Genomic DNA, 21,714 nt, shown 5'->3' on the forward strand with positions numbered 1-21,714 from the left:
ATAAGGTGTTCCACGGACGGCTCCCTTGTTTGAGATCTCAACGAACTCATTCTGGCACATCCGATGCCGTCGGGCGCCGTCCACCCCATCATGCCGTGACCTTAGCCGAAGAACGCAGCGAAACAGAATTCTGCACCGCAGCAGCGCTCTGATGTAGCGGCATGGATCCTGGGGTCTGCGCCGCGTCGCTTCGCTCCTTGCTTCGCCCCAGGATGACGAAACGACGGGCGCCTCGGCCAATTGTCGAAGTACGCATCGCCCTAGTGCACGGCCGCGTACATGATCTTCTCCTCTGTCGCCTCCGCCGGCGAGAACTCCTCGACGATGCGGCCCTGCCGGCAGACCAGGATGCGGTCGGAGAGGTTCATGATCTCCGGCAGGTAGGACGAGATGACGACGACGGCCAGGCCCTCGTCGGCCAGGCGGTTGATGATCTGGTGGATCTCAGCGATCGCACCGACATCGACGCCGCGGGTCGGCTCGTCGAAGATGACGATGCTCGGCTTTTGCACCAGCCCCTTGCCGATCACCACCTTCTGCTGGTTGCCGCCGGAAAGCTCGACCACGCGCGCATTGTTGTTGATCGCCTTGACGTTCAGCGTCTTGGTCCATTCGGCCGACAGCGCCCGCATCTCCTGCGCATTGATCACCCAGCCCTTTTCTCGCCCTGCCGCCAAAAAGCCGCCGAACAGGTTCTCGGCGACGTCCATCGTCTCGAAAATCCCCTCGCTCTTGCGGTCTTCGGTGACATAGACGATGCCGTCCGCCACCGCCTCGCTGGGGACGAGATAGCGCACCGGCCGGTCGTGCAGTTCAATGCTGCCGCCGCGCAGGAAGTCGCGCTTGTAGATGCCGGAGACGATCTTGAACGTCTCGGTGCGGCCCGAGCCGATCAGCCCGAAGACGCCGGTGATCTGGCCCTCGAAGATCGAGAAGGAATTGTTGCGCACGACATTGCTCATCGAGATGTCCTGCACCGACAGCACCTTCTTGCCGGCCTTGCGCAGCTTGGCCTCGTCGCGCTGGCTGTAGAGCTGTCCCGAAAGCGTTCGCCCGACCATGGCGGCGACGATCCTGTCGCGATCGAAAGCGGCGGTATCGTCGGTGATCACCAGCTCGCCGTCGCGCAGGATGGTGATGCGGTCGGCGATATCAAGCGCCTCTTCGAGAGCATGGCTGATGAAGACGATCGACACACCCCTTCCCTTGAGCCGGCGGATCAGTGCGAAGAAGTGCCGCTTTTCCTCTGGTGTCAGCGTCGCTGTCGGCTCGTCGAAGATGATGATCTCGGCATTGTGGTGGACGGCGCGCGCGATCTCGACCATCTGCCGCTTGGCCGCGCCCAGCGTCGCCACCATGGCGTTCGGGTCGACGGGAAAATTCAGCGACTGCAGAAACTGCTGCGCCGAGATGTAGGTGCCGCGCAGCCGGTTGAGAAAGCTCTCCGTGCCGAGATAGAGGTTCTGCGCCACGGTCATCGACGGCACCAGGCTGGTCTCCTGGAACACCATGGCGATGCCGGCTTCAAGTGCCGCGTGCGGCGAGGCGTAGGCGATCTCCTGGCCGTTGTGGAACATCTTTCCCGATGTCGCGTCGACAACGCCGGCGATGACCTTGGTCAGCGTCGATTTTCCCGCACCGTTCTCGCCGAGCAGCGCGTGAATCTCGCCCTTGCGCAACTCGAAGCTGACATTCTTCACCGCAGGCACACCGCGATAGGTCTTGGTCACGTTCTCCAGTCGGACGATCGGTTCCATCAGCGATGCCCTCCTGAAGCCGGATCGATGGCCAGCAGGCAATCGCCGCCTTTCGAGGCAATGAACAGGCGACCGTCTGTCTCCGCCACGCTGCAGATGCCGTGGCGCGTGCCGTTGGCGCGGCTGTGCAGGCTGTACCGCGGCCGCATGTCCCGATCGAGCCTGACCACCAGCCCGTAGGAGCGGCTCGGCGACCACGGCTTGTGGATGCCCATGGTGCGGATGCCGCCGCATTGCAGCGGCTCGAGGAAGCTGCGGTTGGAGGCGAGTGCCGGCGCGATCCAGTGTTGCGGCGACACTTGCGCCAGCATGTCGTTCCGATAGTGCGTTTCCTGTAGCACGAATTCGATCAGACGGTTCCGGGGCGCAAACAGCGCCAGCCAGGCACCGCCATCGGCGGCGGGCGATAGCCGCGCGGGATAGCCGGGCAGATGCGCCAGCACCGTCGAGCGGCTGCCTGTCGCGCCGTCGAAGCGGACGAGTTGGTGCCGCCAGCTCTCGCCGACCAACACGTCCTTGCCGGTTGGATGCAGCCCATAGGGAAAGGCGATGTCACCGGCGAGCTTGCGGAATTCGCTGCCTGCCGGATCGCGCTTCCACAGCGAACCCGACGCACCCTTCTTCATCAGATCGGCGGCCCATTGCGACGGCCCGTGGTCGGCCGAGCCATTTGCCAGCCAAAGCGTGCCATCTTCCGCGTAGGCGAGTGCTGTGATGCAGCGGATCTCGGCCGGCAGGGCGGCCTCCTTGCCTGCAATCAGCAGCCTGCCGCTTTCGAGCCCGACCGTCAGTTCGCCGGCAGGCGAGCGCGCGAGCGCGGTGACTGCGGCCGGAAATGTCTCGACCAGAACAGGCGCGCCACCGGCGGCGAGCGCGTAGACGGCATTGCCGCTGGAAACCAGCAGCCGGCCGTCGGCGACCAGCAGATTATCAGGCTCGAGCAGTTCGGCGAAGGCCGCAGCATCGTCCAGCAGCGTGTTCGGCCTGAAGGCGCCGTCGAGCGGCGGGATGGTCACCGCCTTGCCGCGGAAGATGTCGAGGATCGGGTCCAGCATCATGCCTTCGCCCCCCAGTAAGAAGCGGGGCTGGTCCAGTTCGGGTCGGCCCCGGCAATCCGGTAGCGGCCGATGCGGTTGTTGAGAATACCGCCGACGAACAGAAAACCCTTGTGCTCGCGCATCGAGGTGACCATCGGATGCGCGGCGCCCGACAGGTCGCCCATCGCTTCGACGATGCCGCCCTTCTCGTTGAATTTCACCACGCCGCCGGTGTTGATGTTGGGGAACAGCCATTCGTCCTGCGGCAGCCGGCGCGTCATGCGCTTGCGCATGTCGGGGTGGCGCAGCGACAGGTCGAAGCTTGGCGTGCGCATGCCGAGCCAGGCCATCCAGTAATTGCCGTCCGACGCTCGGTTGATGTTGTCGGGGTAGCCAGGCATGTCGCGGATGACGCATTCGGCAACGCCCGCCTTCGGCCCTTCCAGCCAGTAGCGGTGCACGCGGCAGGCCCAGCTTTCGGCGAAGAATAGCGACTTGCCGTCATGCGCCATGCAGACGCCGTTGGTGTAACGGTAGCCGTCGAGCAATGTCTTGGTCGAACCGTCCGTCGGATCATAGACGAGCAGCCGCCCGGTGGCGCGGTTCTCGATCGAATCCAGCGCCCAGTCGTGCGCGTCATAGCGCTTGGTGGAATCGGTGAAGTAGATGCGGCCGTCCGGCGCGATGTCGCAATCATTGGGGTCGCGCAGCCGCGCATCGTCGACGATCGAGGTCCAGGAGCGCGACGTTTCCGCCGAAAGCCGCTTCACCTCCCGCTGCGGCGAAACCGAATAAAGGCCCATCGCGCCAACACAGCTGATCAGATTGCCTGTCTTGTCGAAGGCCAGGCCGAGCGGAAAGCCGCCAATATGGGCAAAGACCTCCGAGCGTTTGTAGTCCGGTGCGAAGAAACGGACGATCTCGCCATGCCTGGTGCCGCAATAGAGATGGTCGTCGCGGTCGAGGATGACGCGTCTTCCGGCCCTTCCAGCTCGCCGAGCCCGATATGGTCAGCCCCAGACAGCCGATTGTCGAGCTCGTAAGGCGTGCCCGAGCCCGGTGCGGCCGACTGCATTGCGCCCATTTTCAGATAGACCGGTGCGACATAGACCTCGTCCAGAACCTTGTGGCGGTTCTTCAGCCAGCGAATGTCGATGGTGACGGCGACGGCCAGCATGATGCCCAGCACCATCTGGTTGGTGCCGGTGCCATAGCCCAGCCGGATCAGCCCGTTGGTCATCGTCAGCACGATGATTGCGCCCATCAGCCCCTTGATCACCGAACCGCGGCCGCCGCCCAGGCTGACGCCGCCGACGACCGCCGCTGTCAGTGCCATGACCTCGAGGTTGAGGCCTGTGCCCGGCCCTGCCCCGCTCAGCCGGCAGGCGATGAGGAAGCCGCCGAGCGAGGCGCAGAAGCCGGAGAACACATAGGTCATGAACACGGTGCGGCGTACGCGGATGCCGGCATTGTGAGCCGATCGCCGCGACCCGCCCACCGCCTGCACATGCCAGCCGGGCCGCGAGCGCGTCAGCGCGACATGCGTAATAATCGCCAGGATAATCGCCGCCCACACCGCAACCGACAGGCCCCAGAAGGTATCGTCGCCGATGAAGTCCAGCACATCCGATGTGGCATCGGAAAGCTGGACGTCGGCGGCATAGGTGGTGACCAGTATGTCGAACAGCGCCCGCCCGAAGATGAAGGTGACCAGTGTCGTCAGGAAAGCTCGCAGCCTGAAATAGCCGATCAGGTAACCGTTGATCGCGCCGAACAGCAGGCCGGTGACGATCGAGGCGGCCAGCGCCAGCCACACCGACTGTTCGAGGATGAAGAAGACGAACACGGCGGAAAAACAGGACAGCGCGAAGATCGAGCCGACCGAAAGGTCGATGCCGCCGCCCAGCATGACCACCGTCATGCCGGTGACGACCAGCGAGAACTCGCCGAGCTGGCGGGTCGATTCCTGCAGCGACATCGGCTTGAAGAAGCCGGGAATGATTGAACCGAACACGCCGAGCGTCGCCACCAGCGCCAGGAACGGAATGGCGTTGTCGGTCCAGCGTTTGCTCAATATCTCGCCGACGAGATGGTCGGGCACGAGATTGTAGCGCCAGGACTGGAGGCGTTCGCGAAAGGACATCGGTTGCTGCTATTCGAGAGAAAAGGGAAAAAGAGGCCGGGCTATCCGCAGAACAATCGCCTCAGGTTTGCGCTGCCCCTCACCCTTACCCTCTCCCCGTATAGAGACGGGGAGAGGGGGTCGCCAGCGTTGGAGCGTATCCCTTCTCCCCGTCACTATACGGGGAGAAGGTGCCGGCAGGCGGATGAGGGGCAGCGCCAAGCTCAGGAAAGCCGGCCTACTTGGCCGCAGCTTGGGCTTGCAGTGCTTTCAAGTCCCAGCAGCTGTCCGGCTTGAGGTCGGCCTTGGTCGTCGCCTTCTCCAGCGTGTAGATGTAGGTGTGCGAGGTGCCGGCCGGCTGGCCACTCTGCAACAGGAACTTGATGACGGCGTTCATGTCGCCCGACTGGCGGGCAAGGTCGGTCATCACCACCGCGCCATAGGTGCCGTCCTGCAGCTTGTCGCAGTCGGCGGTCTTTTCGCCACCGCCGGTGGTGACCAGAAAGACTTTGCCTTCGAGCTTGGCATCGCGGATCGCAGCAGATGCGCCGGTCGCGTCACCATCCCAGAAATCGATGATGGCGCAGATGTCGGGGTTCTGCTGCAGCATCGTCGTCGTCACGTTGCGCGAGGTCGTCGCATCCCAGTTGGAGTCCGGCTTGGCCACGACCTTGAAGTCGGGGTTCTTGTCCAGCACCTTCATGATGCCGGCATACTGGTAGAGGCTCGATGAGTTGGCCTGGTCGCCCTGCACCAGCCCGATCTTCTTGGAGGAGTTCGGCCCACAACCCTTGATCGCCGCTTCGGCTTCCAGCTGGCCGAGGCGATCCCAGTCGCTGCCGACAAAGGCATCGGCCGGGAAGTTCGCCGGATTGTCAACCAAAAGCACATAGGTGCCGGCCGCCTGCGCCTTCTTCATCAGCTTGGCATAGGAGTTGAGGTCCGGCGAGTGGATGATCAGCACGTCCGGCCTCGCGTCCGACGAGATTGCGTCGGTTATCGCCTGCGCGCCGGCATCGACCACCCAGTTCGGGTCACGCGTCTCGAACACGCCGCCCCAGGCCTCGACCTCCGTCTTCAGGTAATGCGCCCAGCCCTGTGCCAGGTCGAAGCCCATCGCCATCGGTACCAGCATCACGCGCTTGCCCTTGAGTGCTTGCGAATAGGCGGCCGGACCCGGATCTTCGGCGGCGAAGCCTGGCGCCACGAAGGCGGAGACGGCAAGCGCTGCCGCGGCAGCCATAAATGTCCTGATGATTTTCATGTCACATCCTCTGGTTTGGTATGTCGTTCGCGGCCGGCCCCAACCGTTCGCGTCAATCTAAATGTCGCCTTGCTGCGCGGTCTGCTCATCGCGCGGATTGATGAACCCATCAACGATGATCGCCGCCAGCAGGATCGCGGCCTTGATCAGGTTCTGATAGAGCAGCGGAATATCGATGATGGTCATGGCGTTGAGCAGGATGCCAATCAGCGCGGCACCCACCAGCACGTTGCGCACCCCGCCCCGCCCGCCAGACAGACCGATGCCGCCGATCACCGCCACCAGCACGATGTCGTAGAGCAGCGTGGAATTGACGATGCGGGTGTTGATCGAATGCAGGCTGGCGGCGGTGAGCAGGCCGGCCACCAGCGAGACTAGGGCCGACAGCACGTAGCGCAGCACCAGCATCGGGCGCACTGGAATGCCGATGTTGCGCGCGGCGACCGGGTTGTCACCGGCGAAATAGACGTAGCGGCCCCATTTGGTGTAGCGCAGGAACAGGAAGAAGGCGAAAGCCAGCCCGGCGAAGACAAACACCTCGACCGGGATGTCGAGGAAACGCAGCCCGCCCAGAAGCTCGACCCAATGGCCGGGCGGCACCGGCACGGCGTCCTGCGTGATCAGTTGTGAACGCACATAGCCGAAGACGAAGGATGCGGTCGCCAGCGTCACGAAGATCGCCGGAACCTCGGCGTAGGCGACCAGGATTCCGTTCAACAGCCCGATGGCGAGAACGCCAGCGAGCACATAGGCGAAGGCCAGCCCGTCGGATGTTCCCGAATTCAGCAGTTGCAGATACCACGCGACCGACATCGCCATGATCGCCACCGCCGACAGGTCGATGCCCCTGCCGATAATGACGACCGCCATGCCAAGCGCCAATATGCCCAGCACCGAGACCGAGCGTACGATGGCAACGAGATTGTTCGAGTTGATAAACCCGGGCAGTCCGATGGCGGCGGCAATGAACAGCACAACCGCGATGGCAAAGACAATGCCCTCCTGGTTCAGGCTTCTCCAGTTTAGCCAGCCGGTCGCGTTCATTGCCCGCTTTCACCCGCGATGGCTACGCCCTGCTCCCTCTGCGGCCATCGGAACGAAAGCTAATCGGCTCAAGACCAATTCGTCAAATGAATCCGCGCATTGCAGGCCGGCTTGCGAGGAAATTCTGCGGTTGGACGCGCCGATTGGCGAGGCTGGCGCAATGCCAGGAACTCAAGCACTTTTGCAATTAACCGTGCCGATCGGAGCGCTCGCAAAAGTTTGTTCCACAACGAGCGAAGCAGGCAGAATTTATGTCCGCGATCGCCGCTGGATTCCCGCGTCAAATCCGCGAAACATGGCCCGAGACCTCGGCGCCGGCAGCGTTCGACAATGCGAGAAAGCGGAACGAGGCGACGAGACCGATTGCGCCGATCACCAGGAAGGCAAGGCGGAAGTCGACGAGATCGAGCGCTGCCGCGCCCCTGGCGATCTGTGACAGGTTGAGCAGCGCCGCCGCCACCGCCACGCCGAACAGCATCGCCACCTGCTGCAGCATGCTGGACAATGTCGCCGCCGAGCTGCGCTGCTGTGAGGCCACATCGGCGAAGGCCAGCGTGTTGAGCGCGGTGAACTGCATCGAGCGCGAAAGGCCGGCGATCAGCATCAGCACCACCACCAACGCTTGCGGCGTCTGCGGCGAAAGCGCCGCGCAGGCCATGATCGACAAGGAAGCGATCACCCCGTTGACGATCAGCACCGAACGGAAGCCGAAGCGCCTCAGCGTCGGCGTCGTCACCGCCTTCATGCCGAGATTGCCGAGGAAATAGGTCAGGATCATCATGCCCGCATCGACCGGGCTCAGGCCGAAGCCGACCTGGAACAAAAGCGGCAGCAGGAATGGCGTGGCGTTGATGGCGATCCGGAAGATCGTGCCGGCCGACAGCGTCGAGATGGCGAAGGTCTGCACCTTGAAAGCTGTGAGATCGAGCAGCGGATGGTTGGCGCGTCGCAGATGCCGCACCGCCAGCCAGCCGACCAAAATGCCCGTGCCGAGCAGTGCCACGGTCGGCAACACACCCTCCTGCGGATGCGCGATGCGCTCGAGGCCATAGAGCATCGCGGCGAGCCCCACCGAGGTCAGCAGGAAGCCCGGCCAGTCGAGCGGCTTGGCCCCAGCTTCGCGGTCCCCAGGAATGAAGCGGGCAACCAGCGCCAAACCGGCAACCCCAAGCGGAATGTTGATGAAGAAATTCCAGTGCCAGGAGAGATAAGTGGTGATGAAGCCGCCAAGCACCGGCCCGACCACCGGCGCAAACAGCGCCGGCCAGGTGATCAGCGCCGTGGCGTTGAGAAGCTCGGATTTCGGCGCGTTGCGCAGCACCAGGATGCGGCCGACCGGCGTCATCAGCGCGCTGCCCAGGCCCTGAACCGCGCGTGCGACGACGAACTCGGCCAGGTTCTGTGAGATGCCGCAAACGAGCGAGGCCAGCGTGAACAGGGCGATCGCCACGAGGAAGATGTTGCGCGCGCCAAAACGGTCGGCAAGCCAGCCGGACAGCGGCACGAACACCGCCATGGTCAGCATATAGACGGTGATGCCGATGCTCATCGCCACCGCCGGCACGCCGAAGGATTCTCCCATCTGCGGCAGCGAGGTCGAGATGATGGTCGAATCCAGAAGCTGCATGAAGAAGGCGACGGCGACGATCAGCGCCACCCGCCGGGCTTGCCGCGCCGCCGGCGCGGTTTCGGGCAAGGCTTTGTTTTCGGGAATGGCGGTCATGCACAGAACTGTCCGAAGGGGAATTTTCACCCGCTCCATCGGCAACCGCACAATTGTCCGGCAAACCGATGACGCACCGGTTTCAACAGCATCTGGCCGGTGCCGTCCAGACCTGGTCCAACAAACTTTCGTGTGGCATCGCAGCCGGCCATGCGATGACCTGGCCCTGGCGCCGAACCGGCCTTTTACGATCCGCGATGACGCTTTGTGCCGCTGCCGGGGCGTCTTATGCGGCTTCGATCTTCTCCAGGAACAGGCTGAGCTGGTCCGGGTCCATGTGCACGACGTGCCTGTCTTCGGGATAGGCCAGGCTGTTCACATCGGCGACATATTCGGAAAAGGCGGCGATGCGTTCGGCCTGCAGGCGATCGTATTCGGCGGCGAAATTGCGATAGACCTTGGAATGCCGAGGCATGTGGCCGCGGTTCTGGCCGAGGATGTCGTCGGCGAACAGATACTGCGCGTCACAGCCGGTGCCCGCTCCCATCGACAGCATGATCAGCGACGTGCGTTCCGAAATCGCCTTGGCCACCTCGACCGGCACCACTTCGATCTCGGCGCCGATCGCGCCGGCGGCCTCCAGTTGCTTCACCGCTTCGAACACCTGCATGGCGGTGTCGGCGGTCTTGCCGACGGCCTTGAAGCCGCCGGTCCAGGTGGCGCGTGACGGGATGAGGCCGACATGGCCGATTACCGGAATGGCATCGTCGGCCATCCGCTTGATGGTGGCGTACCCGGCGCTGCAGTAGACCGCATCGGCGCTGGCCTTGTAGAGCCGGAACGCCCAGCGGACGAAATCGTCGGCGGTGCCGATCTCGAAGAAATTCTCGCCCGGCATGGTGAACAGGCTGGGTGCCGCATCGCGGTATTGCGGATTGAGCACCAGCTCCGGCGGCACCGAGACGATATCGACGCCGGCGCGTTCGGCGGCCTCGGCCTCGTCCATCGTCAGCACGCGCAGCATGGTCAACTGCCGCTTGCCCTTCATGGCCCGCAGGTCTGCGACGGTCGGTCTTTTCCGGCTCATGGATTTTGGTCCCCTTTGCTACGTGACAGAAGGCCGGTCAGGCGATCTGGATCATCACCTTGCCAGCTTCGACCTTGACTGGATAGGTCGCGAGATTGACGCAAACGGGAGCGCCCTTCGCCTGGCCGGTCTTATAATTGAAGCGGCCATTGTGCTTGGGGCATTCGATGATGTCGTCCATGACAAGCCCGTCGGCCAGATGCGCCTTCTCATGCGTACAAAACCCGTCGGTGGCGAAGAATTCATCGTCCGGCGAACGGTAAATCGCGAAGGTGCGGCCGCCATGGTCGAAGCGGATGACATCTTCCTCTTCGACATCGTCCACGGCGCACGCTTCGACCCAATCGGCCATTCTATATCTCTCCTGAAATTTTCTGCATGGCGCCGGTGCGGTGCCTATTCAGCCGCCGCCGACATGTTCACTTCGTGGAACTCGCCACGATAGGGCCTGGCCGTTGGCGGCAGTTCGCGCTTGAGGAAATGATCCTCGTATTTGAGCTGCCTGAGCAGGACAGGCCAGACCTCGCGATAGGCATGCCATATCGACGGGTTCGGCTCCGGCAGATCGTGCTTGATCAATTCATGCAGCTTGGGCAGCGCGTGATAGGGCACCATCGGAAACATGTGGTGCTCGACGTGGTAGTTCATGTTCCAGTAGATGAACCGGCTGATCGGGTTCATGTACACGGTACGGGTGTTGAGCCGGTGGTCGACGACGTTGTCGGCCAGACCGATGTGTTGCAGCAGGCCGGTCATCACCATGTGCCAGGTGCCGTAGAGGCGCGGCACGCCGATGAGCACCACCGGCACCCACGACTGCATGTAGAGGGCGAGTGCTATCGTGGCGATGTAGATGGCAATATGCCAGCGCGCCGCGATGACGGCCTTGTGCTGTTCCATCTCGGGAACGTAGCTTTTCTCGTCGGGCGTCAGCTTGCCGAGCGCCTGGCGTACCAGCGCCGGAAGCGAATAGCGAAAATCAAGGATGCCGGTGAAAGCCAGCGCCGCACGCAAAAGGTCCGGCGGGCGCATCACGGCGATCTCGGCGTCGCGGCCGACGATGATCGTGTCTGTATGGTGCCGGGCATGGCTCCAGCGCCAAGTCACCGGGTTGCGCATCAGCATGAAGCTGGCGATCTGGTAGACGACATCGTTCATCCAGCGCGTGCGGAAGGCAGTGCCATGGCCGCATTCGTGCCAGCGCGAGTCGCTGGAGGAGCCGTAGAGCACGCCGTAGAAAAAGAAGAACGGCACGCACCACCAGGTGCCCCAGAAATAGATGGCGCCGGCGGCGGAGCCGAGGATGGCGACGATCCAGATGATCGTGTCGCGGATCGCCGGGCCGTCTGAGCGCTGCATCAGCTCCTTGATCGCCTTGCGAGGGACATCCGTGTGGTACCACTCCGCCGAGGCCAGTCCCGTCTCGATCGCCCTGCGCGTGCTTTCGCCGACCAGGCTGTAATCGCGCTTTACCGTGCCAGCCATTGTGACCTCCGATTCCCGATCTGCCGCGAGCCCTCCCCGCTCCGGCCGGAGCCAGCCTCCCAACTGGTGTCCCGTATCTTGTTCGCCATTATCACGACCTGCCTCCAAGAACAGGAAAACGGCCCGACGGCTGCGGGTAGTCCTCTCGCGGCTGCCTGGCGATTGCCGCGATCCGGCTCTCCGCATCGGCGATCTCGCCGGCGCCGTCGAGAACCCGGAACACGGCATCGTAGGAGCGGCTCTCGCCGTGCTCCAGCCAGATCATCTCGCCGCGTTCGCGCGCGGCCAGATTTCCCAGCACATGATGCGTCGAGGGCTCGATGCCAAGCGCGTACTGCCCGGCCTGGAAATTCTGCCATTGATAGGCGCAAGGCAACTGGTCCTTGCGCGTGACCACCTGCAAGCCGAGGCCGAGCCTGTCGTTGACCACCGCGACCGGCACTTCGCCGGCGCTGTCGGCGCCGAGCTCGTGCTGCCAGACCTGTTCCTTGAATCCCGGTTGCGGCGCCGGCACCGTGCGGTAGCCGACCTTCTGCACTTCATAGCGCTCGCCGGCATGGCCCGCCCAGACGACGTCGCGGATCGGCGCCAGGTAGCGCGATCCTTCGTCGAGCACCGGATGGCTGATATTGATGTGGTAGAAATACATATGCGGCGTACGGTTGAAACCGTGATTGACGACACGGTCCGAAAGCCGGATCTCGTTGCCGCCGACATCGGCCTCGATCCGCCGCAGCAGGTGCAGATCCTCGCCGAATACAGTCGATTGCTGAACGATGCCTTCGGCCCACAACACGCAGCGGTCGCCGTCCCAGGTCTCGCCATAGCCGGTCAGCCGCGCCGGGATGGTGCTGATGCGGCCGTGCAGCGAATGGCGCACCATCGTCTTCGGCGGGTAGTTGTAGGTATCGGCCGGTACTTCGTTCATGAACAATATATGGTCGAGGCCGCAGGTCAGCAGAAGGCCGGAAAACGACCGCGCCCACGCCAATCCCTCCTCGCCTTCATATTCGTGCAGGCCGGGATGGCGAAAACCGCTCGGCGAGTGCCAGCCGATCGCCTGGCCCCTGAAATCGCAATCGGCGATATCGAGCGCCCGGTCGACCAGCGCGGTGAAGCGCAGGCCGGAGCCGGTGCGGAATTCGAGCATGCGGATGCCGCGCTCGACGCCGTCGCCAAGCGTCATCAGCCGCACGCCGGCGAACTGCGACAGCATGCCCGAGCGTTCCGAGACCTGCCGGCGCGACAGCGTCTTGCCGTAAAGCTCTACCATGTGACGGCCAGTTCTTTCACTTTGCTCCCGTCCTTCACTTCGCTCTCGTCTCCTTGAGCAGGGCCGACATGTCGGCGCCGGTGATGATGCTTTCCACGGTCAGCAGATCGGTGCCGGCGACCGTCTGCTCGGCGACGATCTCGCCGCGGCGCATAACGATGATGCGGTCGGCGACCTGGAAGACGTGATGGATGTTGTGGGTGATCAAAAGCACCGAGTGGCCGGCGTCGCGCACTTCCTTGACGAAGCGCAGCACGCCGTGCGTTTCCTCGACGCCGAGATTGTTGGTCGGCTCGTCGAGGATGATGACCTTGGCGGCGAACTGCATGGCGCGGGAGATGGCGATCGACTGACGCTCGCCGCCTGACAGCGTGCTAACCAGCGCATCGGCGTCGAGTTTCTTCGAGATGCCGACGCGCTTCAATAGAGCCGACGCAGCATCGCGCAATCGAGCGAGATCGAGCGGCGCGAACACGCCAAGCCATTTGAGATTGACCGGCTCGCGGCCAAGGAAAAGATTGCGCGCGATGCTGAGATCGGGAGCCAGCGAGGTGTCCTGGTGGATGGTCTCGATGCCGAGATCCATCGCGTCGCGCGTCGAGCGGATGGAGACCTTCTGGCCGCGCACATAGATGTCGCCGCGATCGACGGGAAAGACCCCGGAGATCGCCTTGATTAATGTCGATTTGCCGGCGCCGTTGTCGCCGAGCAAGGCCACCACTTCGCCCTCGTTGAGCGTGAAGGAGGCGCTCTTCAGGGCGCGGACGCTGCCGAAGGATTTTTGCAAATTCTGCAGCCGAAGCACTTCCATGATCAGCTCCTGGCGGCGTTCTTCTGCAGCAAAGCGTGCAGGATGAGCATGGCAAGGATGATGACGCCGACGAAGATGTTATAGGCGAGCCCGGGCACGCCGATCAGCACGATGCCGTTGCGGATGCTGCGCAGCATCAGCGCGCCGACGATGGTGCCTAGGATGGTGCCGCGCCCACCGGTCAGCGCAGTGCCGCCGACCACCACCATGGCGATCACTTCGAGCTCGTAGCCGGTGCCGGCCACCGGCGAGGCGGCAGAGATGCGGAAGGCGCTGATCATGCCGGCGAGACCGGCCAGCACCGAGGTCAGGATGAACAGCCAGATCTTGACCGCATCGGCCGGCACGCCGCGCGCCACGGCAGCGTTACGGTTCGAGCCGATAGCGCTGATCCAGTTGCCGAGCTTGGCGTAGTGCAGCACATAGATCGCCAGTAGCGACAGGCCGATGAACCACCAAAGCGAGGTATAGAAACGGAACGTTCCGATATTGAAGCTGCCGGCCAGCAGCGTCACGAAGAAGCCTGGCTGGTTCCAGGATTTCAGCGGAAAGCCTTGGGTGATGTAAAGCGCTGCCCCACGCACGACGAGCAACATCGACAGTGTCACCAGGAAGGACGAGATCCCGATCTTGGTGACGATCAGGCCGTTGATCGCACCGATCGCTATGCAGAGCAGCAGGCCGGCCAACAGCGCGACGCCAATATCAAACCCGCCGTTCTGCACCAGCAGCATGACGACGACCGGCGCCAGCCCGAACACGGCACCGACCGAAAGGTCGAACTCGCCCGCCGTCAGAAGCAGCGTCATGCCGAGCGCGATGATGCCGAGCTCGGGCAGGAACGCCATCATGTTGGAGATGTTGAGCGGCGACAGGAAATTCGCGTCGGCGATCGCGAACACCGCCAGCAGGACGATCAGGATGACGAGCGAAGAGAACTGCGGCGAGCGCATCAGGCTCGACCTGCGTTTGGCACGCGGCATTTCCTCTTCTGCGGCAATTGTCATGACAGTTCGAACCATACGCCAGGGTGACGCTCGCCGCCTGCGCGGCGAGCGTCAGTTTCAATCATTTGTTGTAGAGTTTCAGGATCGGTTCGACGCTCGAGGCGTCGTAGAGGCTGAACGTGTGAATGTCGTAGCCGATCGGTTCGCCAGCGGCGGCGAGCCCGAGCAGCGCCACCGGCATGAAGCCCTGCGCCGAGGGAAACTGCCAGGCAGCCGCGTTGATGAACCCAGACTTCACTGACTCGGCCGTTTCCTTCGAATTGCCCCAGCCGACGACCGGGATCTTGCCGGCCGGCACGCCGGCGCCGTCGAACACCCGCTTGACGCTGGCCGCGACGGAATCGCCGAGCGCGATGATTGCCGGCGGATTGTTGGCAACCATGTAGTCGGTCATTTTGGCGATGATGCCGGCCGGATCGGTGCCGCAATCGACCACGTCATATTTGATGCCGAGCGGATCGAAGACGCTGGCAATGCCTTCGGTCTCGAGCTGCTGGTAGCTGGCGCCCGGCACTTCGACCGGCAGGAACACTTTGTCGCCCTGCTTCACCATCTTGTGGTCGACCAGATATTTCGCCCAGATGACACCGGCTTCCTTAAGGTCGGCGCCGACATAGGCCTGCCGGCCGGTTGCCGGATCGTCGGTATTGAAGAACACGATCGGGATGCCGGCCGCCTTGGCTGCCTTGACCTCCTCGGTCCACAGGCCGGGCTGCGCCGAGGTCGTGGCGATGCCGTCCGGTTTGGCGGCGAGTGCCGAGTTGAAGGCTTCCTTCTGCGCCGCCATGTCGCCACCGCTGAACGAGATCTTGCAGGTCACCTTGAGCTGGTCGCAGGCCTTGGTGGCGCCGGCATTCCAGTCGATCCAGAAGGCATCCGACGGGCCGCCATGCGACAGCAGGTAGAACGTCTTCTGGGCGTCTTGTGCCAGCGCCGAGGCCATGGTCACGCCGGCGAGCACGGTCGCCGCAGCCGCGATTTTCAACGCGAATTTCAACATTTCTCTTCCTCCCTTGTTTCGTAGCCGAACCGCGCCATCACAGACCGTTGGTGCGGAATTTCCCGTCGAGGAATTTCTTGGCGCGCGGCACGTCGTCTTCCGAAAGATGTTCGATGATGACCGGGATGTTCGGGTGCTTTTCGGCCAGCCGCTTGAGATAGAGGTCGTAGTTCAGCGAACCGAGACCGGGCGCCGGCAGCTCGATCTCGCCGACGCCGCGGAAAGTGTGGCTCTCCAGCGCGTCCTCGTCGCCGATGTCTGCGTGCTTTTCCGACTTGTCGCCGCCGGAACGCTTGACGTCCTTGGCGTGGGCAATCTTGATCTTGTCGGTCAACGTGTCGAACACCTGGTTCAGGATCTGGTCCATCCTGTCGATGTTGTGCGTTTCGAAATAGTTGGTCGGGTCCATCAGCAGGCCGAGGCCTGGGTGGTCGACCTGCGCGAACATCCTCACCGTCTCTTCGACCGAGCCGACGACATTGTTGACATAGGTTTCGAGCAGGAAGACCGCGCCGTGGTCATAGGCGGTCTGGGCAAGGTCGGCGATGACCTTGCGGCATTCCTCAAAACCTTCCTCGGTCTTGTTCTTCGGGTGATGCACCCAGTCGGACTCGGTGTTGTAGGTACCGGTTTCCGAGATCACGTAAGGGGTGCCGAAATGGCGTGCGTTGCGGATGGTCTCCTTCAAATAGCCGACGCGCCGCTCGCGCTCGCCCAGGTCCGGATGGATGATGTTGGTATAGCCCGACACACAGCAGATCGGCAGATTGTGGTCGCGGAACGTATCGCGGACAGTCTTGGCCTTGTCCTTGGTGATCTGTCCGGCGGAAAGGTCGATATCCCTGAAATGCAGGTCGAGCTGCACGGTGTTGAAATCGAGCGCACGGATCTTCTGCGCGGTTTCCTTGAGGCCATACGGGAAATAACCCGTGAAAATACCTGCCTGCATCATGGTGTGAATTCCTCCCTGTAAGTGATTCAGTCGTCCGGTGTTTCAGTTGATCGAGATTTCGGAAAGCTTGACGGTCCGGCCCTTGTCGATGGAGCGGTAGCCGGCTTCGACCAGCGCCATGGTCTTGACGTTGTCGGCGACCGATAGCGCCGGCGGCTCACCCGTCTTGACCGCGTGCTGGAGCTGCTCCATGACGCCGATGAAGGCATGCGGGAACCACATCGTGTCCCAGCTTGGCGTCACCCATTCACCACCGGTGGTCTCGGTCGAGGCATAGGTCAGCGTCGAGGCAGCGCCAGTCGGCCAGCCGATGGTGCCCTTGGCGACGCCCTTGGTGCCGTCGACGCGCCAGTTGATGTGCTGGTCGTCCTTGTAGCCCTCCTGGCGCGGACCGGACCAGACATCCTCCAGCGATACGGCGAGCACGCCGGACGGGAACTTGATCGTCGACACGGTGATGCCGTCCGAATGGTCGAAGCGGGTGCGCGGATCCTTGCGAGTCAGGGTGGTGATCTCCAGGGGATCGCCGAACAGGAACCGCAGTACGTCGAGATGATGGACGCTCATATTGGCGAGCGTCAGCCGGTCATAGTCCTCGAGGAAGCTCTGCCAGTGCGGGATCGCATGCATATCGATCTGGGCGAAAACGATGTCGCCGAGCGCGCCGCTGTCGATGATCTGCTTCAAGACGCGCATCGACTGGTCGTAACGCATGTTCTGGTTGACCGAGAGGATCTTGCCGGCCTTGGCCGCCTCGTCGCGGAGTTTGACGGCCTCTTCAAAGGACAGCGCCAATGGCTTCTGCGCCAGAATCGCCTTGATATGCTTTTGCTTCAGAGCATGGCGGATCAGCGCCGGCTGCTGGTCGGGCGGAAAGGCAAGGTCGATGATCTCGACGTTCTTGTCCTCGATGAGCTGTTCCGGCGTGTCGTGGACGGTTGGGATATCCCAGCGTTTGGCGACCTTCTCGGCGCTGGCCTTGGTCCGCGAGGCAATCGCCACCACCGGGAAACCGGCTTCCTTGTAGGCGGCAAGGTGACATTCGGCCATGATCATGCCGGCGCCGACGCAGCCGATCCTGTATTCCCTGGTGCGGACTTTAACGTCCGGCTCGAAGCCGTTGCCCACCATTTCTTGGCTTGCCATATGTTCCTCCCGAAGCTCATTCCTTGCAGCCGCCGTCATCGTGCCAGCGCTCCGCCGCCTTGCCCGAAATAATGCACCCTGCCCGGCTCGCAGGATATCGCCACCATCGCGTCCGGCCTGATGTCTGGCTGGCCGCGCAACAGCGCCCGCAGACGCGCCTGCCCGGCGGCGAGCGTCACCACGGTGTAGCCGCCGAGCGGCTCGACCTCGAACACTCGCGCCGGGCGGCCCGCGCCCCCCTCCGGCATTCCACCCGACCAAGACCTGACCTTGATGTCTTCCGGCCTGAGCCCGATCTCGACGGCATCGGCCGGCGCAGCCTTGTCCGCGATGCGGATCGTGCCTTCCGCCGCCTCCACGCCTTCCGCGCCGTGCACCGACTTCAATATATTCATCATCGGCGAGCCGAGCAGCCGCGCCACATAGGTGCTGGCCGGCCGGTCATAGATCTCGGCCGGCGCGCCGATCTGCCTGATCTTGCCGTTCTCCAGAATGGCCATTCGGTCGGCGACCGACATCGCTTCTTCCTGGTCGTGCGTGACATAGATCAGCGTCTTGCCGAGCTCGCGCTGGATGCGCTTCAGCTCGACCCGCGTCTCCTCGCGCAGCCGGGCGTCGAGCGCCGAAATCGGGTCATCCATCAGATAGGCGGCCGGGTCGCGCACCAGCGCGCGGGCAATCGCCACGCGCTGCCGCTCACCTCCGGAAAGCTGTGCCGGCGGCTTGTGCAGGATATGGCCGATATGCAGCTTGGCCGCGACGTCGGCGACGCGCTTTTCGATCTCGGCTTCGGCGACCCGGCGTTCGACCAGCGGAAAGCGGATGTTGTCGCGCGCGCTCATATGCGGAAACAGCGCCAAATTCTGGAACACCATGGCGACGTTGCGGTCGGCCGGCGACACTGTGTTGACCGGCTTTCCGCCGATCAGGATCTCGCCCGCGTCGGGGGTTTCCAGCCCGAGCACCAGACGGAGTATCGTCGACTTGCCCGACAGTGGCGGCCCGAAGAAGCAGAAGAACTCGTTGTCGTTGACCGTGAATGAGGCATCGTCGACGGCCAGCGTGTTGCCGTAGCGCTTTGTGACATTGCGGAAAACGATATCGGCCATCTCAACCTGCTCTCAATGCAAGACCGGTGGCGGCGTCGAAGACGCGCACCGCCTCCGCCGCCGGCGCGGCGACAGCTGTCTGCCCGATCGCCAGCCCGACATCATTGTCGAACACCGCCTTCACCGCGGTTTCCCCGTCGCCAAGGTGGATGATGGTGCGCGCGCCGATCCGCTCGACGAAACTCACCGGCATGGACAGGCCACGGCCACCTTCAGCCAGCGTCACCTGCTCCGGTCGAAAGCCATAAAACACTTCGCCGCGCATCCTGCGTACGGCATCGGCGATGTCGACCGGCAGCGGCGGTGTCACGCCGAGCGGGCCGAGATCGATGACCAGACCACGGTCGCTTTCCGCCGGCCTGCCCTTGAGCAGGTTCATGCCCGGCGCGCCGATAAAGCGGGCGACGAAGACATTGGCCGGATTGTTATAGACCTCGAGCGGCGTGCCGACCTGCTGCAGCACGCCGTGGTCCATCACCGCGATGCGGTCGGCCATGGTCATTGCTTCAAGCTGATCGTGGGTGACGTAGACCATGGTCTGCCGGAACTGCCGCTGCAACTGCTTCAGTTCGGTCCGCATCACTGCCCGGAAGGCGGCGTCGACATTGGACAGCGGCTCGTCGAGCAGGAAGATCGCCGGCTCCATGATCGCCGAACGGCCGATCGCGACCCGCTGCAATATGTTGACCGACAGCCGGTCGGCCTTGCGGTCGAGCAGCGGCGTCAGCTGCAGCATCTCGGCAATGGTGCCGACGCGGCGGTCGATCTCGGCCTTTGGTGCGCCGCGCATTTTCGGCCCGTAGGCGAGGTTCTGCCGCACGCTCATATGGGTGAAGATCGCATAGTTCTGGAAGACGAAGCCGACGCCGCGCCGCCCCATCGGCACGCCGGCCATGTCGCGTTCGCCGAACAGGATCTTGCCGCTGGTCGGCTCTTCCATGCCGGCGATCATGTTCATCGTCGTCGACTTGCCGCAGCCCGAGGGTCCGAGCAGCGCCATGAACTCGCCGTCGGCAATGGCCAGGTCCATCGTCTTCAGCGCGGTGAAATCGCCGAATTTCTTGACCAGATTCTGCAGATGGATGGTGCTCATGCCGCCACCTCGCGTACCCGAGCCATGCGTTTCATGGCAAACACCGCGGCGATGGACAGCACGATCAATATGGCCAGCGCGATTGCCGCCACATAGCCCCAGATCAGGTCCTGGGTGGTGAGCTTGTAGATGTAGACGGAGATGGTTTCGGTAGCGACGCCGGGACCGCCGCCGGTCATGATGTAAAGCGTGTCGAAGATCTTGAAGTTCTCGATCACCCTGATCGCCAGCGCGATGATGATGATCGTCTTCATCTTCGGCAGCACGATGGTGACGAAGCGCTGCCACGGGTTGGCGCCGAGCAGCGTCGCCGCCTTGATCTGGTCGTCGGGCACGCCGACCAGGCCGGCAACCAGGATCAGGAACATCAGCGGCGTCCACTGCCAGATGTCGGCGACCATGACGGCGATGAGCGCCAGCGTCGGGTCCGACAGCCAGGCGATGGTGACGGGAAAGCCTGAGATCGCCGACAGGATGTCGTTGACCGGGCCGCCTGACTGAAACAGCATGAAGAACATGTAGCCGGCCACCGCCGGCACCACCATCATCGGCATCAAGAGGATCGAGTAGAAGATCCGCTTGCCGGGGAACTCGTCGGCAAACAGTGTCGCGAGCGCCAAGCCGAGCAGGAACTCCGCCGGCACGCAGACGATCATGACGATGGCCGTGCGCTTCAGCGCACTCCAGAAGCGCGCATCGGCGGCAAGGTCGGTGTAGTTGGCGAAACTGTTCCACATCGACCAGGCGTTCCACCAGCCGGTGCCCGACAGCGGCGACCAGTCGGTCAGGCTGATGTAGAGCTGCATCAGGAGCGGGAAGACGGCAATGAACAGCACCAGTATCTGCGCCGGCAGCGTCAGCCGGAAGCCGAGCTTTGCGCCCTCGTCCGGCAGCACCGACGGCGCTTTGGAGGCTTGCATGTCGCCCTCCGAAATCGTCGCAGTCACCGCGCTCATTGCTTGAGCGCCCCGAAAGTCAGCCCGCGCACCAGATGGCGCTGGATGGCGATGCCCATGATGACAGGCGGCACTGCGGCTATCAGGCCGAGCGCTGCCTTGGCGCCGTAGAGTTGGCCGGTCATCGAGGAGGACAGCGAGGCCATGTAGACAGGGACCGTCACCCATTCGCGCGTGGTCAGAAGCAGCGCAATCAGATAGTCCGACCAGTTGAGGATGAAGACGAACAGCGCGGCACTGGCCAGCGGCGCGCGCATCATCGGCAGCGTGATGCGCGTGAAGACGCGCCACCGCGAACAGCCCTCGACCAGTGCTGCCTCCTCGATCTCGCGCGGCATGTCGTCGAAGAAGGTCTTCATCAGCCAGAAGGCGAAAGGCAGCGTGACGATGCCGTAGATCAGCGACAGCCCCCACCAGCTGTCGGTGAAATTGAGGAAGGCCCACATGATCATCACCGGGGTCATGACCGCCATTGGCGGAAACAGGCGAAGCTGAATCAGCGCCAGCGGCAGGTTCTGGCCCGAGCCGAAGCGCGACAGACCGTAGGCCGCCGCGGTGCCCGCCGACATGGCGATTGCCGTGCCGAATGTGGCCGACAGCAGCGATGACAGGATCGGCTTCAAAGCTGTGCGGTCGAGCGCGACGATCAGATTGTTGGTCGATTCACCGAAGACGAAGCGGAAATTGCTGAGTGTCGGGTTCTTCGGCCACCATGTCAGGTCGGCGCCGGTCGCCGACCATTCGGCGATCGGCTTGAACGCCATCGACACCATCCACAGGATCGGCACCAGCGTCACCGCCATCGCCGCAAGGATCGCGGCATAGCGGAATATCTCGAAAGGAACTGAACGCTTCATCTTGCGGCTTTGCTGGGTCCTTCGTTGCTGAGGGGAAGAGCGACCGCTCCT

18 protein-coding genes and 1 pseudogene are annotated in these 21,714 nt (G+C 63.2%); all 19 read right to left on the minus strand.

Annotation, left to right across the window (positions count from 1 at the left end):
- Positions 1-260: 260 nt before the first annotated feature.
- Positions 261-1,757, minus strand: a complete 1,497-nt coding sequence (locus NKI59_RS32065; protein WP_352708543.1) for a sugar ABC transporter ATP-binding protein — start codon at positions 1,755-1,757, stop codon at positions 261-263.
- Entirely contained in the window at positions 1,757-2,815 is a 1,059-nt protein-coding gene (locus tag NKI59_RS32070; protein WP_352708545.1) for an SMP-30/gluconolactonase/LRE family protein, read from the minus strand. The genes NKI59_RS32065 and NKI59_RS32070 overlap by 1 nt, the downstream gene beginning before the upstream one ends.
- Positions 2,812-4,937, minus strand: a pseudogene (locus NKI59_RS32075) (ABC transporter permease). Before NKI59_RS32075 ends, NKI59_RS32070 begins: the two are co-directional and overlap by 4 nt.
- A gap of 217 nt (positions 4,938-5,154) precedes the next feature.
- Positions 5,155-6,180: a sugar ABC transporter substrate-binding protein gene (locus tag NKI59_RS32080; RefSeq protein WP_352571250.1), complete on the minus strand. Its 1,026-nt coding sequence runs from the start codon at positions 6,178-6,180 to the stop codon at positions 5,155-5,157.
- Positions 6,181-6,237: 57 nt separating this feature from the next.
- On the minus strand, positions 6,238-7,224 hold the full coding sequence (locus NKI59_RS32085; protein WP_023675789.1) for an ABC transporter permease: 987 nt from the start codon (positions 7,222-7,224) through the stop codon (positions 6,238-6,240).
- A gap of 280 nt (positions 7,225-7,504) precedes the next feature.
- The gene (locus NKI59_RS32090) at positions 7,505-8,947 is read right to left on the minus strand and encodes a DHA2 family efflux MFS transporter permease subunit (RefSeq protein ID WP_023675788.1); all 1,443 of its coding nucleotides are present in this window, start codon (positions 8,945-8,947) and stop codon (positions 7,505-7,507) included.
- Between the two features lie 226 nt (positions 8,948-9,173).
- A complete protein-coding gene (locus tag NKI59_RS32095; RefSeq protein WP_023675787.1) occupies positions 9,174-9,974 on the minus strand; it encodes a 3-methyl-2-oxobutanoate hydroxymethyltransferase in 801 nt (266 codons plus the stop codon).
- A gap of 37 nt (positions 9,975-10,011) precedes the next feature.
- Positions 10,012-10,326: a MocE family 2Fe-2S type ferredoxin gene (locus tag NKI59_RS32100; protein WP_023675786.1), complete on the minus strand. Its 315-nt coding sequence runs from the start codon at positions 10,324-10,326 to the stop codon at positions 10,012-10,014.
- Between the two features lie 44 nt (positions 10,327-10,370).
- Complete coding sequence (locus NKI59_RS32105; RefSeq protein WP_352708546.1) at positions 10,371-11,459, minus strand: fatty acid desaturase family protein; 1,089 nt, start codon at positions 11,457-11,459, stop codon at positions 10,371-10,373.
- A 91-nt stretch (positions 11,460-11,550) separates the two neighbouring features.
- The gene (locus NKI59_RS32110; protein ID WP_023675784.1) at positions 11,551-12,732 is read right to left on the minus strand and encodes an aldose 1-epimerase family protein; all 1,182 of its coding nucleotides are present in this window, start codon (positions 12,730-12,732) and stop codon (positions 11,551-11,553) included.
- Positions 12,733-12,766: 34 nt separating this feature from the next.
- A complete protein-coding gene (locus NKI59_RS32115) occupies positions 12,767-13,549 on the minus strand; it encodes an ATP-binding cassette domain-containing protein (RefSeq protein ID WP_023675783.1) in 783 nt (260 codons plus the stop codon).
- Positions 13,546-14,550: an ABC transporter permease gene (locus NKI59_RS32120; protein ID WP_245274659.1), complete on the minus strand. Its 1,005-nt coding sequence runs from the start codon at positions 14,548-14,550 to the stop codon at positions 13,546-13,548. The genes NKI59_RS32115 and NKI59_RS32120 overlap by 4 nt, the downstream gene beginning before the upstream one ends.
- 61 nt (positions 14,551-14,611) lie before the next feature.
- A complete protein-coding gene (locus NKI59_RS32125) occupies positions 14,612-15,550 on the minus strand; it encodes a sugar ABC transporter substrate-binding protein (protein ID WP_352452734.1) in 939 nt (312 codons plus the stop codon).
- Positions 15,551-15,587: 37 nt separating this feature from the next.
- Positions 15,588-16,502 (minus strand): sugar phosphate isomerase/epimerase family protein, encoded by a 915-nt coding sequence (locus NKI59_RS32130; RefSeq protein ID WP_352708547.1) that lies wholly within the window; start codon positions 16,500-16,502, stop codon positions 15,588-15,590.
- A gap of 42 nt (positions 16,503-16,544) precedes the next feature.
- Positions 16,545-17,633: a Gfo/Idh/MocA family protein gene (locus NKI59_RS32135; protein ID WP_352708562.1), complete on the minus strand. Its 1,089-nt coding sequence runs from the start codon at positions 17,631-17,633 to the stop codon at positions 16,545-16,547.
- Positions 17,634-17,683: 50 nt separating this feature from the next.
- Positions 17,684-18,757, minus strand: a complete 1,074-nt coding sequence (locus NKI59_RS32140) for an ABC transporter ATP-binding protein (RefSeq protein WP_352708549.1) — start codon at positions 18,755-18,757, stop codon at positions 17,684-17,686.
- 1 nt (position 18,758) lies between these two features.
- Positions 18,759-19,850: an ABC transporter ATP-binding protein gene (locus NKI59_RS32145; RefSeq protein WP_352708550.1), complete on the minus strand. Its 1,092-nt coding sequence runs from the start codon at positions 19,848-19,850 to the stop codon at positions 18,759-18,761.
- Positions 19,847-20,806 carry a carbohydrate ABC transporter permease gene (locus NKI59_RS32150; protein WP_352708551.1) on the minus strand — a complete coding sequence of 320 codons (960 nt, stop codon included), beginning with the start codon at positions 20,804-20,806 and terminating at the stop codon, positions 19,847-19,849. The genes NKI59_RS32145 and NKI59_RS32150 overlap by 4 nt, the downstream gene beginning before the upstream one ends.
- Positions 20,803-21,663 (minus strand): carbohydrate ABC transporter permease, encoded by an 861-nt coding sequence (locus NKI59_RS32155; protein WP_254820511.1) that lies wholly within the window; start codon positions 21,661-21,663, stop codon positions 20,803-20,805. The genes NKI59_RS32150 and NKI59_RS32155 overlap by 4 nt, the downstream gene beginning before the upstream one ends.
- Positions 21,664-21,714 lie beyond the last annotated feature (51 nt).

It is taken from the genome of Mesorhizobium sp. M0598, assembly GCF_040320865.1.
In the GTDB taxonomy this organism is placed as follows: Bacteria; Pseudomonadota; Alphaproteobacteria; order Rhizobiales; family Rhizobiaceae; genus Mesorhizobium.

Coding starts and splice junctions, on each gene's coding strand:
- NKI59_RS32130 (WP_352708547.1), bottom strand. CDS start 16,502: ATGATGCAGGCAGGTATTTTCACGGGTTATTTCCCGTATGGCCTCAAG.
- NKI59_RS32110 (WP_023675784.1), bottom strand. CDS start 12,732: ATGGTAGAGCTTTACGGCAAGACGCTGTCGCGCCGGCAGGTCTCGGAA.
- NKI59_RS32125 (WP_352452734.1), bottom strand. CDS start 15,550: ATGTTGAAATTCGCGTTGAAAATCGCGGCTGCGGCGACCGTGCTCGCC.
- NKI59_RS32135 (WP_352708562.1), bottom strand. CDS start 17,633: ATGGTGGGCAACGGCTTCGAGCCGGACGTTAAAGTCCGCACCAGGGAA.
- NKI59_RS32140 (WP_352708549.1), bottom strand. CDS start 18,757: ATGGCCGATATCGTTTTCCGCAATGTCACAAAGCGCTACGGCAACACG.
- NKI59_RS32085 (WP_023675789.1), bottom strand. CDS start 7,224: ATGAACGCGACCGGCTGGCTAAACTGGAGAAGCCTGAACCAGGAGGGC.
- NKI59_RS32065 (WP_352708543.1), bottom strand. CDS start 1,757: ATGGAACCGATCGTCCGACTGGAGAACGTGACCAAGACCTATCGCGGT.
- NKI59_RS32070 (WP_352708545.1), bottom strand. CDS start 2,815: ATGATGCTGGACCCGATCCTCGACATCTTCCGCGGCAAGGCGGTGACC.
- NKI59_RS32120 (WP_245274659.1), bottom strand. CDS start 14,550: ATGACAATTGCCGCAGAAGAGGAAATGCCGCGTGCCAAACGCAGGTCG.
- NKI59_RS32080 (WP_352571250.1), bottom strand. CDS start 6,180: ATGAAAATCATCAGGACATTTATGGCTGCCGCGGCAGCGCTTGCCGTC.
- NKI59_RS32145 (WP_352708550.1), bottom strand. CDS start 19,850: ATGAGCACCATCCATCTGCAGAATCTGGTCAAGAAATTCGGCGATTTC.
- NKI59_RS32150 (WP_352708551.1), bottom strand. CDS start 20,806: ATGAGCGCGGTGACTGCGACGATTTCGGAGGGCGACATGCAAGCCTCC.
- NKI59_RS32100 (WP_023675786.1), bottom strand. CDS start 10,326: ATGGCCGATTGGGTCGAAGCGTGCGCCGTGGACGATGTCGAAGAGGAA.
- NKI59_RS32090 (WP_023675788.1), bottom strand. CDS start 8,947: ATGACCGCCATTCCCGAAAACAAAGCCTTGCCCGAAACCGCGCCGGCG.
- NKI59_RS32155 (WP_254820511.1), bottom strand. CDS start 21,663: ATGAAGCGTTCAGTTCCTTTCGAGATATTCCGCTATGCCGCGATCCTT.
- NKI59_RS32095 (WP_023675787.1), bottom strand. CDS start 9,974: ATGAGCCGGAAAAGACCGACCGTCGCAGACCTGCGGGCCATGAAGGGC.
- NKI59_RS32105 (WP_352708546.1), bottom strand. CDS start 11,459: ATGGCTGGCACGGTAAAGCGCGATTACAGCCTGGTCGGCGAAAGCACG.